Source organism: Rhizobium sp. PRIMUS64 (genome assembly GCF_023006465.1).
In the GTDB taxonomy this organism is placed as follows: Bacteria; Pseudomonadota; Alphaproteobacteria; order Rhizobiales; family Rhizobiaceae; genus Rhizobium; species Rhizobium leguminosarum.
The window spans coordinates 1-14,336 of the sequence record NZ_JALBGX010000021.1; the positions used below are offsets into that span (position 1 = coordinate 1).

Sequence of the window (14,336 nt, forward strand, 5' to 3'; positions counted from 1 at the left end):
CGACACGGGCGGGGCTTGACGCGCTCGGCGCCCCGGACTGGGTACCGGCAGCAAAGGCTTCGAACCTGGTGACGGCGGTGCCGGTGCCGGAGGCACTGGCGCCTGCCGCGCTGATCGCAGCCGCCGGGCAGTTGGGAGTCGAGCTTACCGAAGGCGTCGGAACTGGGCCGGCCCGTCTCTTGCGGCTGAACCACACTGGTCCGCGCGCCGCATTCCAGACGGTGCTCTCGAACGTCGTGGCGTATGGCGCGGCCCTCAGGCAGACCGGCCATCCCTCGGATATATCAGCCGCTGCGGAGGCAATATCCGCAGCCTACAGCCGATGAAAGCCGTATTCGGCCCTTGATAATCATGGCTCATCAAGGCAGGAGAGTGGTATCGCGGAGACTTGGTGCAGATGACGAAATTGCTGGATGCGCAGGGCCTGGAGATTTCACATGAGGGGCATCGCACCCGCCTGAAATGGCACCGATTGCGCAAGCGGTTTGCCGATCCGTTGTTCTCAGCCGAAGTGATGGCGGAGGGATTTGCGTCAGGCGCCTCGATGGAGCTCGATCTGCGCGTGCGCGCCGATGGCGGTTTCGTCGTGCTGCACGACGAGGACCTCGAAGGTGAAACGACCGGGCATGGACCGATCACCGAAAAGAGCATCGGTGACCTCGGCGATATCAGAATGCAGGAGGGCGACCGGCCGCTGATCCTCAGTGAGGATCTCGCCGCCATGATGCAATCGACGAATCCGGCCGCGCTGCTGCAATTCGATATGAAGGACGACTACGAGGCGATCGGCGCCAGGGGCATTGAGCATCTTGCCGAGCATTTCCGCGATATCGCGGCCTCGGTGATCGTCAGCGGCGACAGTCTCGATCTCATCGTCGCGGTCAAGGAGAAGCTCCCGCATCTGCTGCGTGGGATCGACCCCACCGACAAGCTCTACGATATCAGCAAGGCTCGCGGCTGGAAGGCGGTCGAGGCGGAATTGCGCGCCGACCTGCTCGGCCCGACGGAACCGGACACGATCTATCTCAATTGGCGGCTGATCCTTAATGCCGCCAATGAAGGTCTCGACATGATCGCGCTCTGCCAGGAGCAAGGCAAACGCGTCGATGCCTGGACCTTCACCCTGAAGGATCCAGAGGCCGGCTTCAGTGAAGAGGAATGGCTGAGCTTTTCGGCGCTGATGGCCCTGAAGCCGGATCAGATCACCACCGACGAGGCGCCGGCGACCGAACGCGCCTGGGAACGCCGCATAGCGGATTAACCGGCGGGCGTCGGCGCATGGTGTCGAAAGATATGAGAGATTTTCGATAGCCTATTTCCGGGCTTGTCGCGTACTTTTTGCAATTTGCATCATTTTAAACTTCTGATGCTATCCATATCAGCAGACAAATGTTGGTGTTCGAGATGCAAGTTGTTGATACTGAAGCAGTTACTCAGCAGGCAAATCCCAACTTACAAGAAGCGTGGCATCTTGGATGTACAGGCCATTCGCTTGAGGCACTCGCACTGGCCGGCGAAATCCTTGCTGATGCCAAGGCGCGGGGCGACGATCGGCTCGCCGCGCAATGCGACACCGACATTGCCTGGTACTGTTTTCAAATCGGCAAGGCCGAACTTGGGCTGACGCATATCCGGCGGGCGGTAGACTTCTGGAAATTGAACGGGGAGCGCAAACAGGAAGCCTGCGCCCGGGCGTATTTCGGATGGCTGCTCTTGGAATTGGGCTTGCCGGAGGAAGCGATCGAAGAAGCGACCCGCGCCTTGGATCTGGCCGACAAGACAGCAGACCCGAAAGCGCAAAGCCTGGCGACCAACGTCGTTGGAATCATCTTCTGGTACAACAAGCAGCCCGACCGGGCCATCTTGATGAGCGAGAGGTCCGTCGAACTCGCCAGGTTGATTGGCGACAGAACCTATGAATGCTGGTGGCTGATGAATCTCGGCGGCGCTCATTCGGAAGGCGGATATATCGCGGAGGCGCTCGGTCGGCCGGAGGAAGGACACCAGATGCTGGTCAGAGCACTGGAACTGACCGAACAGGCGCTCGACATCGCAACCGAGATCGGCGACAGCTGGGCTGCTCGTATCTGCCTCGGCAACAAAGCCGAGTTCCACAGCCATCTGGGCGAGCATGACAAGGCGCTGCAATGCATGGAGCGCTACCGGCTGTTTCAAGAGAACAGCTATGTCCGGGACAGGCAGCAATATCTCTACACCCTGGGCCAGATCTACAACAATTCCGGAAAATTCACGGAAGCCCTGTCGCCGCTGCTCGAGGCGCTGGAGCTGATCGACGCCGGCGGCAGTTTCGATTCCTATGTTCAGATCTATCTTTATCTGTCGCAGGCCTATGAGGGGCTGGGGCAGTTCGATCAGGCGCTGGAGGCACATAAGAAATACCACCAGGCCTATTTGCGCAATAGCGCCGAGAGTACCCAGCGGCGCGCACGTCTCGCCGAAATCTACTATGAAACCAAACGGTTCAAGGAAGTTGCCGAAACGGAGTCGAAGCGCGCAGAAACGCTGGAGGCCTCCTATCAGAAATTGCAGGAGCAAACCGATATCCTTGCCAATGCCGTCTATCTGGACGCACTGACCGGGCTCTATAATCGCAAATATCTCGACAGCCGGTTTAAAGCGCTGACATCTGAGAAACGTCCATATTCGATCGCGATGCTGGATGTCGATCACTTCAAGTCGATCAACGATAACTTCTCTCACATGATCGGCGACCGGGTCCTGAGTGCCATTGGAACTATACTGCGCGGCCAGCTGCGCATTACCGATCAGGCAATTCGCTTTGGCGGCGAGGAATTCGTCGTCTTGCTCGCCGGCACTCCCCGAGGCGCTACCGATATCTGCGAGAAGTTGCGTTCGGCCATTGAGCGGTGGGACTGGTCCGAGGTCTGCAACGGGCTGCATGTGACGATCAGCATCGGTGTCGCCGGTAGTACTCTATCCACCAATTCTCCGAACGAGATTTTGGCGATCGCAGATCAGAATCTCTATGCGGCGAAAAAGAGCGGCCGCAATCGCGTTGTTGCGTAACGGGCGTTCCGTAACTTTCGGGCGAAGTTCGCAGTCTCACAAATCGGGCGGATCGCGTCTGTGGGAGAGGTGTATCTATAGCCCCTCGATGTCGAGAATGAACGCGAATTCGCCGGCAAGCCCCGGCGAGTAGGCGATGACGGGTCCGCCCTGTGCAAGCAGCCTATCGACCGGCGGCATCGCCACCACAGCGCCGGCCTCTTCGGCGATCAGCGCGCCGGCGAGCATGTCCCAGGCATTGAGGTGGCGTTCGTAATAGAGATCGGCAGCACCCTCGGCGACACGAACGAGGTCGATCGCGGCCGCGCCCATGCGGCGATAATCCATGCCGCGTTCGTGGAGCCGCCGCGAGAGCGCGAGATGGTCGTCGAAGCTCGTCTTGCGGGAATGGCCGAGAATGACAAGCGCATTGGCTGGATCGGCGGTCGCCGCCGCATGGACCGGAATCTCGTCCTTGAAGGCGCCACCGCCGCGGACGGCGTGAAAGACTTTGTCTCCGGCGGCGTCGTAGACCACGCCGACCTCCACCTTTCCGCCGACGACAAAGGCGATCGAGACACCCCAGTGCCGGAAGCCCCTGATATAGTTGGTCGTGCCGTCGATCGGATCGACGACCCAGGTGCCGTCCTTACCCGATCGTCCGCCGCTCTCTTCACCCATGAAACTATCACCCGGAAAGCGCGAGAGCAGCCCGTTGTGGATCGCCTGCTCGGCCCTCCTGTCGGCGATGGTGACGAAATCCTGCAATCCCTTGTTCTCGACGGCGAGGGTTCCGGGGTCAGAGTCGCGCCGAAACCGGGCCGTCTCCCGTCCGACCTCGAGGGCAACGGTGATGGCGACCTCCGCCCGTGCGCGGATGGCAGCGGCGTCGAATGCGGAATTCATCAGGCAGTCCTTCTTCTGATCAGTGTCACCGGCGTGAATTCGACTCGCGCCGTCAGGTCCGGCTCGGCCATCCGGCTCATCAGCAGGTCGACCGTCTTTTCGGCCTGGACGTCGCAGGGTTGGCGGATGGTCGTCAGATTGTAGGCGGTCCAGCTCGCCTGAGGAATGTCGTCATGGCCGATGATGCGCAGCGGCGGCGCATCATCACGGCCGCGGCCCTGCAAGACGCGGTCGATCACGCCGCAGGCCATGTAATCGTTGGCGCAGAACAGCCCGTCGATGCCGGATGCGGCAAGTTCGGCTGCCGCATCATAGCCGCTCCGGTAATCATTGATCCTGATCTGCAGGAACTGCGCCTCGACGCCGAGCTGCTTGCAGCGTGCGATGAAGGCCTCGCTGCGCCGCCGCGCCGTATAGGATATGGCGGGGGCGGCCATTACAGCGGGCTTTCGCACGCCGCTGTCGATCAGGTGGGTGGCGGCGAGATGGCCGGCCATGCGGTCGTCCGAGATGATGCGGTCGACGAAGGGGATGTCGTTGCCCTTGTTGATCAGCACGATCGGCACGCCTTCGGCCGCGCATTGCTCGCAGATCTCGGTCGGCGGGGCGTCCGAGGTGACGATGACGCCCGACACGGCGTAATGGAGCAGCTGGCCGATGACGGTCGAGGTGTCCGCCTCTTGCGAGGTCGGCAGCAGGATGGGACGGAAATTGCGGGCGATCAGCACTCTCGCCAGATTCTCGATCTGCAACGTGCGAAACGGATTGTCGAGGCCGGCGGCGACGACGCCGACGAGATCGGAGCGTTTGTTGGTCAGGCTTCGGGCAAGATAGTTGACCCGGTAGCCAAGTTCCTTGGCGGCCTGATAGACCTTCTCGCGCGTCTTCGGCGAGACGCTGGCATCCGGGGTGAAGGCGCGCGAGACGGCAGCGCGCGAGACGCCGGCCACACGCGCCACGTCGAAGGAGGTTGCCTTGCGTGGTCCCTTATCCCTGTCTGCCAACTGCATTTTCCTTAACCGCAGGCGGCCGCATCAGATCGGGCAGATCCGTGCAGATGCCGAGAACCGGAAGCTTCATGATGTCATCGAGAATGGCCCGCCGCTCCTCGTGCCAGAGCACGATCTCGCGGCCGGCCTCGAAAGCGCGGCGCATCAGCGCGTCGGTCACCAGATCCTGCGGACGCTCGCCTGCCCTCTCCCAGCAGAGGTGCAGGATATCGGCGCCGGCCTCGTCGCCGAGCGCATGCGGATCGTGGCCGACACGGATCAGCACCGAGAGCGGAAAATCGCAGGCGGCGTCGCTGAGTTCGCGCACCTGCGCCGTGTCGAAGGAGCCGAGGCAGGCGAAACGCTGGTTCATCTCGACAAGGTGCCGCCAGCAGCGCATGCCGGTTCCAGGCGCCTTCAGCTCGACATAGAGACCGGTCCCGGTCTCGCGGCCGAGTGCGGCGACCTGCGAAAAACTCGGCACGTCGACGCCGTCAAGTGCGCCAAGCTCCGCCGCCGTCATTTCGGAAATGCGGCGGTCGATGCCGAAGACACGCTCGAGATGGTCGTCATGCGAGACGACGACCACGCCGTCCTTGGTCAGTTGCGTGTCGAGCTCCCACATCTCAGCGCCGAGTTCGGCAGCGCGGCGGAAGGCGGCAAGGGTGTTCTCGCGTTCATGGCCGCTTGCGCCACGATGGCCGATGCAAAAGGGAAGCCGACCCTTGCCTGACGGCCAGCCGTAACGCTGGAAAAATGCTGAGAAATCTCGGGTCATCAGAGCCTCCTGCCATTTTCGTCGAAGACGAATATGCCGCGGCTGTCGATCGCCCACCGGACGTCGTCGCCGACGTGAACATCGCTGCGCACCGGCTGGATGGAGCGCAGCAGCGGTCCGCCGGCAAGAGCCACGTCGTAGAGGTTCTCGCGACCTTGCGTTTCGGCGAAGGTGATCTTGCCGGGCACGGTGATGTCGCCTGCCGGCGTAAAATGTTCCGGCCGGACACCGAGCATCAGCTTCGTGCCCTCGGCGGCTCCGACGGTATCGGGCAGCGGCACGCGGATCTCGCTTTGCGGGATTGTGAAGGCGCCATTGTCCACAACGCCGCGCAGGAAGGTGATCGGCGGATTACCAAGGAAGCCGGCAACGAAGGCGGTCTTCGGATCATTGTACATCTCGGCCGGCGTAGCGATCTGGACGATCTCGCCTTCCTTCATGATGGCGATGCGGTCACACATGCTCATCGCCTCCACCTGGTCATGGGTGACGAGAATGGCGGTGATGCCGGTCTCGCGCTGCAGGCGGCGGATTTCCGATCGCATTTCGAGGCGCAGCTTGGCGTCGAGATTGGCGAGCGGTTCATCGAGCAGCAGCACATCTGGCTTGCGGATCAGCGCGCGCGCCAGCGCCACGCGCTGCTGCTGGCCACCGGAAAGCTCGGCCGGCCTGCGGCCCATCAGGTTGCCGATCTGCACGAGGGCGGCGATACGGTCGACCTCCTTGCGGATCTCGGCGGCGGGCATGCCCTTCACCTTCAGCGGAAAACCGATGTTCTCGGTAACCGTCATGTGCGGATAGAGCGCATAGGACTGGAAAACGACGCCGACATTGCGAGCCTGGCTCGGCAGGTCGGTGACGTCGCGGTCGCCGAAGAGGATGCGTCCGCCGCTCGGCCGGTGGATGCCGCAGACGGAAAAGAGCGTCGTCGATTTGCCGCAACCGGAAGGGCCGAGCAGCGCCAGCATCTCGCCGCTGCCGACTTCGAGCCGCATGTTCTCGATGACCTTGGTGGAGCCGAAGCTCTTCGAAAAATTGTCGAGGAGGATGCGCATCAGCCTTTGCTCCCGCCGCCGTAGATGTTCATGAGATATTTGTTGAAGAGCGCATAAACGATCAGCACCGGAACGAGGTAGAAGACGCCGACCGCCTTGAACATGTTGAAATCATAGTTGTTGTCGTCGGCGAGGAAGGCCGCGAGATAGACCGAAAGCACCTGCACCTGATTACCAGGTGCCAGCACCTGCGGCAGGATGAACTCGCCCCAGCCGGAGAGGAAAGAGAACAGGCCGAGCGCCATGATGCCGGGCTTGACCTGCGGCAGCACGAGGCTGCGCCAGACCCGGAAGCGCGAGGCGCCGTCGACGACGCCGGCCATTTCGATTTCCCACGGCACGGTGTCGTAGAAGCCCTTCATCAGCCAGATGCCGAGCGGCAGGTCAATCGCCGCCTTCACCAGGATGACCCCGATCAGCGAATTGTAGAGACCGATCATCTGCAGCACGATGAAGATGGCGATGATCAGCGTCACCGACGGGAAGGCATGCAGCACCATGACGCCGGCAAGGAAGAAGCCGCGCGCCGGCACGTTCAGCCGCGATAGCACATAGCCCGCCATCGATGAGACGATGAGCACGAGGCTGGTGGTGCAGGCCGAAAAGAGCAATGTATTCAGCGTCACCTGCCAGATGTTTGCCTTGCCTTCCGTCGTCTGCCAGAGGAATCGCCAGTGACTAAGCGTCAAGCCGGAGGGCAGCAGAGCGTCCGCCTGCTTGACGGTCACCGTGTCTAGGAAGAGATAGACATACATCAGGAGCAGCGGCAGGCTGACGATGGTCAGCGCCGATATGACAGGCCAGCTGCGATAATTTGCCGAGGGCTGCGATCGTTCGGCCATGGTCAATCCTCGATCAAGGGCTTGGCGACAAGCGTGCCGTAGTTGAAGACGCGCAGATAAAGGAGCGACAGCATGACGCCGATGACGACGAGCACCAGCGCCATGGCGGCACCCAACCCGTATTCGAGATTGCCGGCATAGTTTCTGAGCGCAGTGTGATAGGCGGAGAGCGCCCAGACCTCGGTCGCGTTGCCCGGTCCGCCATTGGTGGCAAGCAGGATTTCATTGAAGGAGGCAAGGAGCGACAAGGTTTGGTAGCAGGTAACGAAGAGGATCGGCCAACGCATCTGCGGCAGGATGATGTAGCGGATCTGCTGCCAGCGCGAAGCGCCGTCGACCTCGCTCGCATAGAACTGGCTCTTCGGAATGGCCTTCATCGCCGAGGAGAAAACCAACATGCCCATCGAGGCGCCGATGAAGCCGTTGATCAGCACGACGAAGAACCATGCGTTATAGGCGTTGTCGAGAAGGTAGTTCTTCGGCGGATAGCCGAACTTGCCCATCAGGATCGAAATGAAGCCGGTATCCCAGGCAAGCCACTTCCATAGCATGACGTAGATGACGACGGGGGTAATGCGCGGCAGGAGCCAGATGCCGCGGAAGATCGAGGCTGGCGTCGGCGGCATGTAATGCGTCCAGATGGCAAGCAGCAGCGCATAGCCGACATTGAACAGCATCAGCACCAGCGCGACGTAGAGCACGGTATTCAAGAGCACGCGCGCCATGTCGGGTGAGGTGGTCATGCGCGAGAAATTGTCGGTCGTCCAAACCCAGCCGGTATAAGTGGCCTTGGCGACCGTTTCCTTCTGCTCAGGTGTCAGTTTGAAACCCAGACCATCCAGCGCCGAAAAGAGTTGTTCCTTGCTGTCGAAGCGGGTGTTGAGGACGGAGCGGTTGAACTGTTCGGAAATCTGCTTGACGTCGCGCGTCGAAGGCCGGTCGGCGAGATCCTTGAGCATGCGCTCGACGTCGCGGCGTGCCGTGAACACCTCACCTGCATGTTTGGCGCGCAATTCCCCAGCAATCCCCGGCGCAAGCCCGAGACCTTCAACGGCCTTGAGGCCCGCCTCGTCGATCGCGTAGCGCGGTTCGGCCATCTCGGCGGCAATGTCTGGTACCGCCGATTTCAGCGCGATCAGGGAATTCGGTGCGATCTGGTAGACACCGCCGGATATGCCGGTCGCCGTCGTCATGCTGGTCATCGAGAAGACCGCCGTCAGAACGACCGGCATCAGGAAGAAGAGGATGATCATGATCGCGGCAGGCGCGATCATCACCAGTCCGAGCGTTCTGGACGATTTCATGGAAGCCCCCTCGTCGCGGACCGACCGGGCGGCGCTGCCGCCGCCCGGAAGAGTGCTTCAATCTTAACGGATGACGATCTTGGCGCCGAGCGTGCTCTTCAGCTCGCTCTCTGCATCACTGACCGCGGCGTCTACGGTCTTGGCGCCGGTCCAGGATGCTTCGAGGTTCTTCCACATGATGTTCCAATATTTGCCGAAATCGGAATTGTTCGGCATGGCATTGGCATGCGGCAGCAGGCGCTCGGTGGCTTCGCGGGTCCAGCGGTCAGCCGAGTAGAAGTCGACCGTCGATTCCGACTTGGAGATGCCGAGATGGGCTGATTTGACCGCATGCAGCGCGTTGGTGCGCGGCTCGGAGGCGATCTTGACCAGCTGGGCGGCGATCTCGGTGTCTTCCTTGTCGTGGCCTGCGGTCAGAAGGTAGACGAGTGGATGGGTCAGCGTGTTGGCCTTACCGCCTTCGCCGGCGGGGATCAGCGTGAAGATCACGTTGCCGAAGAAGTCCTTCAGGCCTTCCTGGTTGACGAGGCGGGCATAGTGCCAAGTGCCACCATCCCAGATGCCGGCCTTGCCGGTGGCGACTTCCTTCCACCACTGGTCGCCCGGCATGCCGATGTGGTTCTTCTTGGTAACACCGGCCTTCACGGCATCGGCGAAGAACTGATAGGTGCGGGTCATCGCGGCCTTGTCGAAAACGAGCTTGCCGCCTTCTTCCATCGTGCCGCCGAAGCTGGTGTAGAACTGCCAGTAATCAGGGCCGTTGCTGGTGCGCGGATAAAATCCGTAGCCGGCCTGGACGAGGCCCTTGTCCTGCATCTTCTTGGCGTCTTCGAGCAGGTTCTTCATGGTGTACTTGCCGTCCTGGACGCTCTGCGGCAGCGCGTCCAGATCGGCATCGCTGTAACCGATCGCCTTCATGTAAGGCTTCCAGAAGAACATCGGGCGGGATTCAGCGTCCTGCGGGATACCATAGACGGTGCCGTTGTAGGACGCGATCTTCAACAGGTTTTCATAGATGTCGCTGAGCGGCCATGAATCGAGATCGACATAATCCTCGATCGGAACGATCAGTCCGGCCTGCGACCAGGGTGCGATGTCTTCATGGCCGCTGACGACGATATTCGGGGCGGTCTTGGCTTCGGCGGCAAGGGTCAGCGCCTGCTTGAAGTCCTCCCAGGCGGAATAGGGCTTCTTCTCGACGGTGATCTTCAGATCTTCGCCCTTGAGGGCGGCTTCACGCTGCAGCTGCTGGGCTGCGATCTCGATGGCGTCGAGGCGATAGACGTCGTTCGGGCCGGTGCCGCCGGCCCAGACGCTGATGTGAACGTCCTTGGCGAGTGCAATTGCAGAGGTCGACGCCAGGATGGCGGCTGCGACGGCAAAGGATTTCAGTGTCGGCAAAATGGTCATCTTCTTCGTCTCCCTAGAAGAGCAGTGTGAGGCCTCTTGACGGGTCAGCACTGCTGATGATGACCGCTCCGAAACCCCACGAAAACGTGGCGTATCCCGCTCTAGGGGTTGAACGTAACGGCCGAATGACAAAATTGAGCACGTGTGCAAAATTATTATGACGATGTCTGCACGACTTGCAAGCGGCGGTTTTCGACGGGCGTCTTTTACGCTTCAAATTGCGCTTTTCCTGGTCTAGCATTGCGCCATGAGCCTTGAATCTGTCCGCGCCTTTCTCAGTGCCCACGCACCCGATATCGAAATCATCGAAACCGCCGAGAGTTCCTCGACGGTGGCACTTGCCGCCGAAGCCCATGGCGTCGAGCCGGCCCAGATCGCCAAGACGATCTGCCTGCGTGTCGGCGAGCAGATGATGCTGGTCGTTGCCGGTGGCACGGCGCGGCTCGACAATCGCAAGTTCAAGGACACGTTCGGAGCCAAGGGGCGCATGCTCGATGCCGAAGAGGTCGTAGCGGTCACCAGCCATCCGGTCGGCGGCGTCTGCCCCTTCGGCCTGCCATCGCCGTTGCCCATCTATTGCGATATCTCATTGAAACGCTTCGATGAAGTCGTGCCGGCGGCCGGCTCGACGAACTCGGCCGTGCGCATCGAAACCGGACGGCTGGCTGAGCTGACTGGCGCCAGCTGGGTCGACGTCTGCCAGTAACGGAGCTGAAGAGCTTCACACGGAGGAAAGACTACCTATATTAGGTCTCAACATGCCGTGATTGCGCATGACAGGAGATCAGGAATGCCAAGTGCCGTTTCGCGTTTTGCCAAGATCGCGGCAATTGCCGCTCTGACGAGCGCTACCGTTTTTGCTTCCCTTGACGATGCCGAGGCGCGCCGCGCCGGAAGCGGCGGTTTCGGAAGCCGCGGCACGCGCACCTTCCAGGCACCGCCTGTCACCAGCACCGCGCCTGGAACCGCAGCACCGATCGAAAGGTCGATGACGCCACGTCCGCAGACCACCGCGCCTGCTACCGCGCAACAGCCCCTCGGCGCTCAGCGCCCCGGTTTCTTCGGCGGATTCGGCCGTTCGATGATCGGCGGCCTGATTGCCGGCGGCCTTCTCGGCATGCTGCTCGGTCACGGTTTCGGCGGCGGCTTCGGTTTTCTCGGCATGCTGCTGCAGATCGTCTTGATCGGCGGCGCCGTCATGCTCGCCATGCGTTATTTCGCCAACCGCCGCCAGCCTTCCTACGGCGTCGGCGGCCAGAGCCAGTCCTATAACATGTCGCCCACGAACAATTCGTCCTTCCAGATCCCGACGATCGGTTCGGGCGCCGGTTCCGGCCAGCCGTCGCGCGGCAATCGACCGAGCGACGAGATCGGGCTGGCGCAGGCCGATCTCGATCAGTTCGAGGAATTGCTGACCCAAGTGCAGACCGCTTACGGCGCCGAGGATTACGGCACCTTGCGCCGGCTGACGACGCCCGAGGCGATGTCCTATCTTGCCGAGGAACTCGGCGAAAATGCTACCAACGGCGTGCGCAACCGCGTCTCCGACGTCAAGCTGCTGCAGGGCGATATCGCCGAGGCCTGGCGCGAAGACGGCCAGGAATATGCGACGCTCGCCATGCGTTATTCCTCGATCGACGCCATGGTCGAACGCGACAGCGGCCGCGTGGTTTCCGGCGACGACCGCCACCCGAGCGAAAGCACGGAGGTTTGGACCTTCGTGCGCAGGTCTGGCGCCGATTGGAAGCTTGCGGCGATCCAGGGTGCCGAACAGCGCGCCGCCTAACGCGACGCGCCAAATCAGCATTTTGCTCTAAAGCGCGTCGCAATCTTTCAGATCCGCTCCTCGCGCTTTAGATTCTAATCTTCACGCATGTCGTTATCGCAAAACCGCCGCACACTTTTGCGCGACATGCTTTAATTCACCGCGACCGGTTTGGAACGCATGCGTGAGACTGTTTCGCGTTCCGCCCGCTTGCACCGCATCGGCGGCAGGCCGCGATCCATCAGGTCCATGTCTTCGAGCACCATGTCGCCCATCTTCTTGAAGGCGCTGTCGAGTGCTCCGGCCCGATGCGCCGAGCGGATGAAACCCTTCAGGCTTCGCACCGGATGATCGGGCGGCAGCGGCTCTTGCGGGTAGACGTCGCTCGCCGCGACGATGTGGCCCGAGGAAACGGCCGCCATCAGCGCATCGAAATCGACGACATCGGCGCGGCTGAGGAGGATGAAGGCCGCGCCTTTGCGCATGCTGGCAAAGGCCTCCGTGCTGAGAAATCCCTTGTTTTCGCTGGTGACGGCGGCGACGACGAAGACGAAATCGCTCTTCGTCAGGACGTCCTCCAGGCTCGCCGGCTCGACGCCGTTTTCCTCGAGGATCGAGCGCGGCAGCCAGGGATCGAACACTCTGATACGGGCCCTGAAGCCGGACAGTAACCGGCGCAGCGCCTTGCCAAGATCGCCGAAGCCAACGATGCCGATCTCGGAACCGGCGAGCAGCCGCGCACTCGAATTGCCCTCGCCGCCCCAGAGTTCGGTGCCCTGACGGAAGGCGACGTCCGCATCGACGATGCCGCGCGCCAAGGCCAGTGCGAAGCCGAGGCCGATTTCGGCGACCGGCTCGGCAAAGACCTGGCCTGTCGTCACGACATGGATGCCGCGCTGGAAGAGCACCTCATAGGGCATGTTGTTGAGAAGATTGCTTTCGACATTCAGGATCGAGCGCAAGGCCGGCATACGTCCCAGCGTGTCGGCCGAAAGCGGCGGCTGCCCGATGATGTAGCGCGCCTTGCCGAGGATCTCGTCGCCGAGACCGGCGATGTTCTCGGGATCGGCCTCGACGATCTCATATTTCGCATGCAGTTCGGCGCGCGCGCTGTCGCTGAAGATCAGATCGAGCGTGCGCGGCTCGGGCGCGCTGATCGCCAGCGCCCGTTTGGTATTCGTCATGGCGTCTCCTCCATCACGGCGGTCTGCGCCGTCTCTGCCGGACGATTGATAGCCTCTGTGGGGGACCGTTTCCAGTTCGATCTTGAGTCGCTGGGCGTTGGAAGGAGCTATCGAAAGCGGCATCTGCCTATCAGATAAGCACTTGAATTGGCTTGTATTTCATGGAGTTTTCGTTGACGGCGAGAATTCTTTGAACTAGCGTAATGCGCGCGACTTGGAACCATGCCGGTGTTCGGCCGCCGCAGGATATTCGAAAACTCACGAGGGAATCGAGCAATGAAATCAGCAATCAAGAGCGGCCTGCTTGCCTTGGCTGCCGCAGCGCTTCCAGCCGTCGCCTCCGCCCATCCCGCCATCGGCGAAGCTGCCGGCTTCAGCCATGGCTTTGCCCATCCGATGTCTGGCCTCGATCATGTCCTCGCCATGGTGATGGTCGGTGTTTTCGCATTTCAGCTCGGCGGCCGCGCCACCTGGCTCGTGCCGACGACCTTCGTTCTGGTTATGGCACTCGGTGGTGCTCTCGGCGTTGCCGGCATTGCTGTTCCCTTCGTTGAAACGGGCATCGCGCTTTCCGTCGTCGTCCTCGGCGCCGTCGTTGCGCTCAACGTCAAGGCGCCGCTGGCCGCAGCACTCGGCATCATCGGCCTCTTCGCCATCTTCCACGGTCATGCACATGGCGCCGAAATGCCGGAAAATGCCGCTGGTGTCGCCTATGCTGCCGGCTTCATGGCCGCGACGGCGCTGCTGCATGTCGCCGGTCTCGCCATTGGTTACATCATCGGCCGCGCCGGTGAACGCCAGGGCGTCTTCGTGACGCGCACGGCAGGTGGCATTGCCGCCATTGCCGGCGTCGGCATCCTGGCCGGCTTGATCTGAGCCTGACGGCATTAACTAGGCCGCGGCCTAGACATCGCGATCCGACAGAACGCCCGGCATGCGTAACGCACCGCCGGGCGTTTCTGTGTCATCGCTGCAAAGTGCTGTGGACTTGACCCAAGTCAAATCCAGCCACGTCGCACCCGGCTATATCTAGCCAACGATCGACGAAGGGATATCCAAATTGACGCAGGCCTGCC

Annotated in this window: 13 protein-coding genes and 1 pseudogene; 6 read left to right on the plus strand and 8 right to left on the minus strand. The window is 61.6% G+C overall.

Annotated features, from left to right (window positions below; all coding sequences use genetic code 11):
* The 3 genes and pseudogenes from MOV76_RS11455 to MOV76_RS11465 form a co-directional block, all read left to right on the plus strand.
* Window positions 1-326, plus strand: a pseudogene (locus MOV76_RS11455) (alanine--glyoxylate aminotransferase family protein); the annotation flags it as partial.
* Window positions 327-397: 71 nt separating this feature from the next.
* Window positions 398-1,261, plus strand: coding sequence for a glycerophosphodiester phosphodiesterase family protein (locus tag MOV76_RS11460; RefSeq protein ID WP_247264539.1), 864 nt, complete (start codon window positions 398-400; stop codon window positions 1,259-1,261).
* Between the two features lie 128 nt (window positions 1,262-1,389).
* Window positions 1,390-3,048 (plus strand): GGDEF domain-containing protein, encoded by a 1,659-nt coding sequence (locus MOV76_RS11465; protein ID WP_247264540.1) that lies wholly within the window; start codon window positions 1,390-1,392, stop codon window positions 3,046-3,048.
* A gap of 75 nt (window positions 3,049-3,123) precedes the next feature.
* On the opposite strand, the gene MOV76_RS11470 is transcribed toward MOV76_RS11465, so the two are convergent.
* The 7 genes from MOV76_RS11470 to MOV76_RS11500 form a co-directional block, all read right to left on the minus strand.
* Complete coding sequence (locus tag MOV76_RS11470) at window positions 3,124-3,933, minus strand: inositol monophosphatase family protein (RefSeq protein ID WP_247264541.1); 810 nt, start codon at window positions 3,931-3,933, stop codon at window positions 3,124-3,126.
* A complete protein-coding gene (locus tag MOV76_RS11475; RefSeq protein WP_247264542.1) occupies window positions 3,933-4,937 on the minus strand; it encodes a LacI family DNA-binding transcriptional regulator in 1,005 nt (334 codons plus the stop codon). Before MOV76_RS11475 ends, MOV76_RS11470 begins: the two co-directional genes overlap by 1 nt.
* Window positions 4,921-5,700 carry a glycerophosphodiester phosphodiesterase gene (locus tag MOV76_RS11480; protein WP_247264543.1) on the minus strand — a complete coding sequence of 260 codons (780 nt, stop codon included), beginning with the start codon at window positions 5,698-5,700 and terminating at the stop codon, window positions 4,921-4,923. The genes MOV76_RS11475 and MOV76_RS11480 overlap by 17 nt, the downstream gene beginning before the upstream one ends.
* Window positions 5,700-6,755 (minus strand): ABC transporter ATP-binding protein, encoded by a 1,056-nt coding sequence (locus MOV76_RS11485; RefSeq protein ID WP_018247003.1) that lies wholly within the window; start codon window positions 6,753-6,755, stop codon window positions 5,700-5,702. Before MOV76_RS11485 ends, MOV76_RS11480 begins: the two co-directional genes overlap by 1 nt.
* Window positions 6,755-7,597: a carbohydrate ABC transporter permease gene (locus tag MOV76_RS11490; RefSeq protein WP_018448958.1), complete on the minus strand. Its 843-nt coding sequence runs from the start codon at window positions 7,595-7,597 to the stop codon at window positions 6,755-6,757. The genes MOV76_RS11485 and MOV76_RS11490 overlap by 1 nt, the downstream gene beginning before the upstream one ends.
* 2 nt (window positions 7,598-7,599) lie before the next feature.
* Window positions 7,600-8,901, minus strand: a complete 1,302-nt coding sequence (locus MOV76_RS11495; protein WP_168278604.1) for a carbohydrate ABC transporter permease — start codon at window positions 8,899-8,901, stop codon at window positions 7,600-7,602.
* Between the two features lie 63 nt (window positions 8,902-8,964).
* Entirely contained in the window at window positions 8,965-10,311 is a 1,347-nt protein-coding gene (locus MOV76_RS11500; RefSeq protein ID WP_247264544.1) for an extracellular solute-binding protein, read from the minus strand.
* A gap of 247 nt (window positions 10,312-10,558) precedes the next feature.
* On the opposite strand from MOV76_RS11500, the gene MOV76_RS11505 reads away from it, so the two are divergent.
* Together MOV76_RS11505 and MOV76_RS11510 are read left to right on the plus strand one after the other, a co-directional pair.
* Window positions 10,559-11,017: a YbaK/EbsC family protein gene (locus MOV76_RS11505; protein ID WP_003549231.1), complete on the plus strand. Its 459-nt coding sequence runs from the start codon at window positions 10,559-10,561 to the stop codon at window positions 11,015-11,017.
* Window positions 11,018-11,101: 84 nt separating this feature from the next.
* Window positions 11,102-12,097 carry a Tim44 domain-containing protein gene (locus MOV76_RS11510; protein ID WP_247264545.1) on the plus strand — a complete coding sequence of 332 codons (996 nt, stop codon included), beginning with the start codon at window positions 11,102-11,104 and terminating at the stop codon, window positions 12,095-12,097.
* A 131-nt stretch (window positions 12,098-12,228) separates the two neighbouring features.
* On the opposite strand, the gene MOV76_RS11515 is transcribed toward MOV76_RS11510, so the two are convergent.
* A complete protein-coding gene (locus tag MOV76_RS11515) occupies window positions 12,229-13,260 on the minus strand; it encodes a hydroxyacid dehydrogenase (RefSeq protein ID WP_247264546.1) in 1,032 nt (343 codons plus the stop codon).
* A gap of 276 nt (window positions 13,261-13,536) precedes the next feature.
* On the opposite strand from MOV76_RS11515, the gene MOV76_RS11520 reads away from it, so the two are divergent.
* The gene (locus MOV76_RS11520; protein WP_018247009.1) at window positions 13,537-14,136 is read left to right on the plus strand and encodes a HupE/UreJ family protein; all 600 of its coding nucleotides are present in this window, start codon (window positions 13,537-13,539) and stop codon (window positions 14,134-14,136) included.
* The last annotated feature ends 200 nt before the right edge of the window (window positions 14,137-14,336 follow it).

What these genes read in the sequence shown, in the direction of transcription:
- MOV76_RS11490 (WP_018448958.1), bottom strand. Translation starts at nt 7,597, where the DNA reads ATGGCCGAACGATCGCAGCCCTCGGCAAATTATCGCAGCTGGCCTGTC.
- MOV76_RS11465 (WP_247264540.1), top strand. Translation starts at nt 1,390, where the DNA reads ATGTTGGTGTTCGAGATGCAAGTTGTTGATACTGAAGCAGTTACTCAG.
- MOV76_RS11515 (WP_247264546.1), bottom strand. Translation starts at nt 13,260, where the DNA reads ATGACGAATACCAAACGGGCGCTGGCGATCAGCGCGCCCGAGCCGCGC.
- MOV76_RS11500 (WP_247264544.1), bottom strand. Translation starts at nt 10,311, where the DNA reads ATGACCATTTTGCCGACACTGAAATCCTTTGCCGTCGCAGCCGCCATC.
- MOV76_RS11520 (WP_018247009.1), top strand. Translation starts at nt 13,537, where the DNA reads ATGAAATCAGCAATCAAGAGCGGCCTGCTTGCCTTGGCTGCCGCAGCG.
- MOV76_RS11505 (WP_003549231.1), top strand. Translation starts at nt 10,559, where the DNA reads ATGAGCCTTGAATCTGTCCGCGCCTTTCTCAGTGCCCACGCACCCGAT.
- MOV76_RS11485 (WP_018247003.1), bottom strand. Translation starts at nt 6,755, where the DNA reads ATGCGCATCCTCCTCGACAATTTTTCGAAGAGCTTCGGCTCCACCAAG.
- MOV76_RS11460 (WP_247264539.1), top strand. Translation starts at nt 398, where the DNA reads ATGACGAAATTGCTGGATGCGCAGGGCCTGGAGATTTCACATGAGGGG.
- MOV76_RS11495 (WP_168278604.1), bottom strand. Translation starts at nt 8,901, where the DNA reads ATGAAATCGTCCAGAACGCTCGGACTGGTGATGATCGCGCCTGCCGCG.
- MOV76_RS11480 (WP_247264543.1), bottom strand. Translation starts at nt 5,700, where the DNA reads ATGACCCGAGATTTCTCAGCATTTTTCCAGCGTTACGGCTGGCCGTCA.
- MOV76_RS11470 (WP_247264541.1), bottom strand. Translation starts at nt 3,933, where the DNA reads ATGAATTCCGCATTCGACGCCGCTGCCATCCGCGCACGGGCGGAGGTC.
- MOV76_RS11510 (WP_247264545.1), top strand. Translation starts at nt 11,102, where the DNA reads ATGCCAAGTGCCGTTTCGCGTTTTGCCAAGATCGCGGCAATTGCCGCT.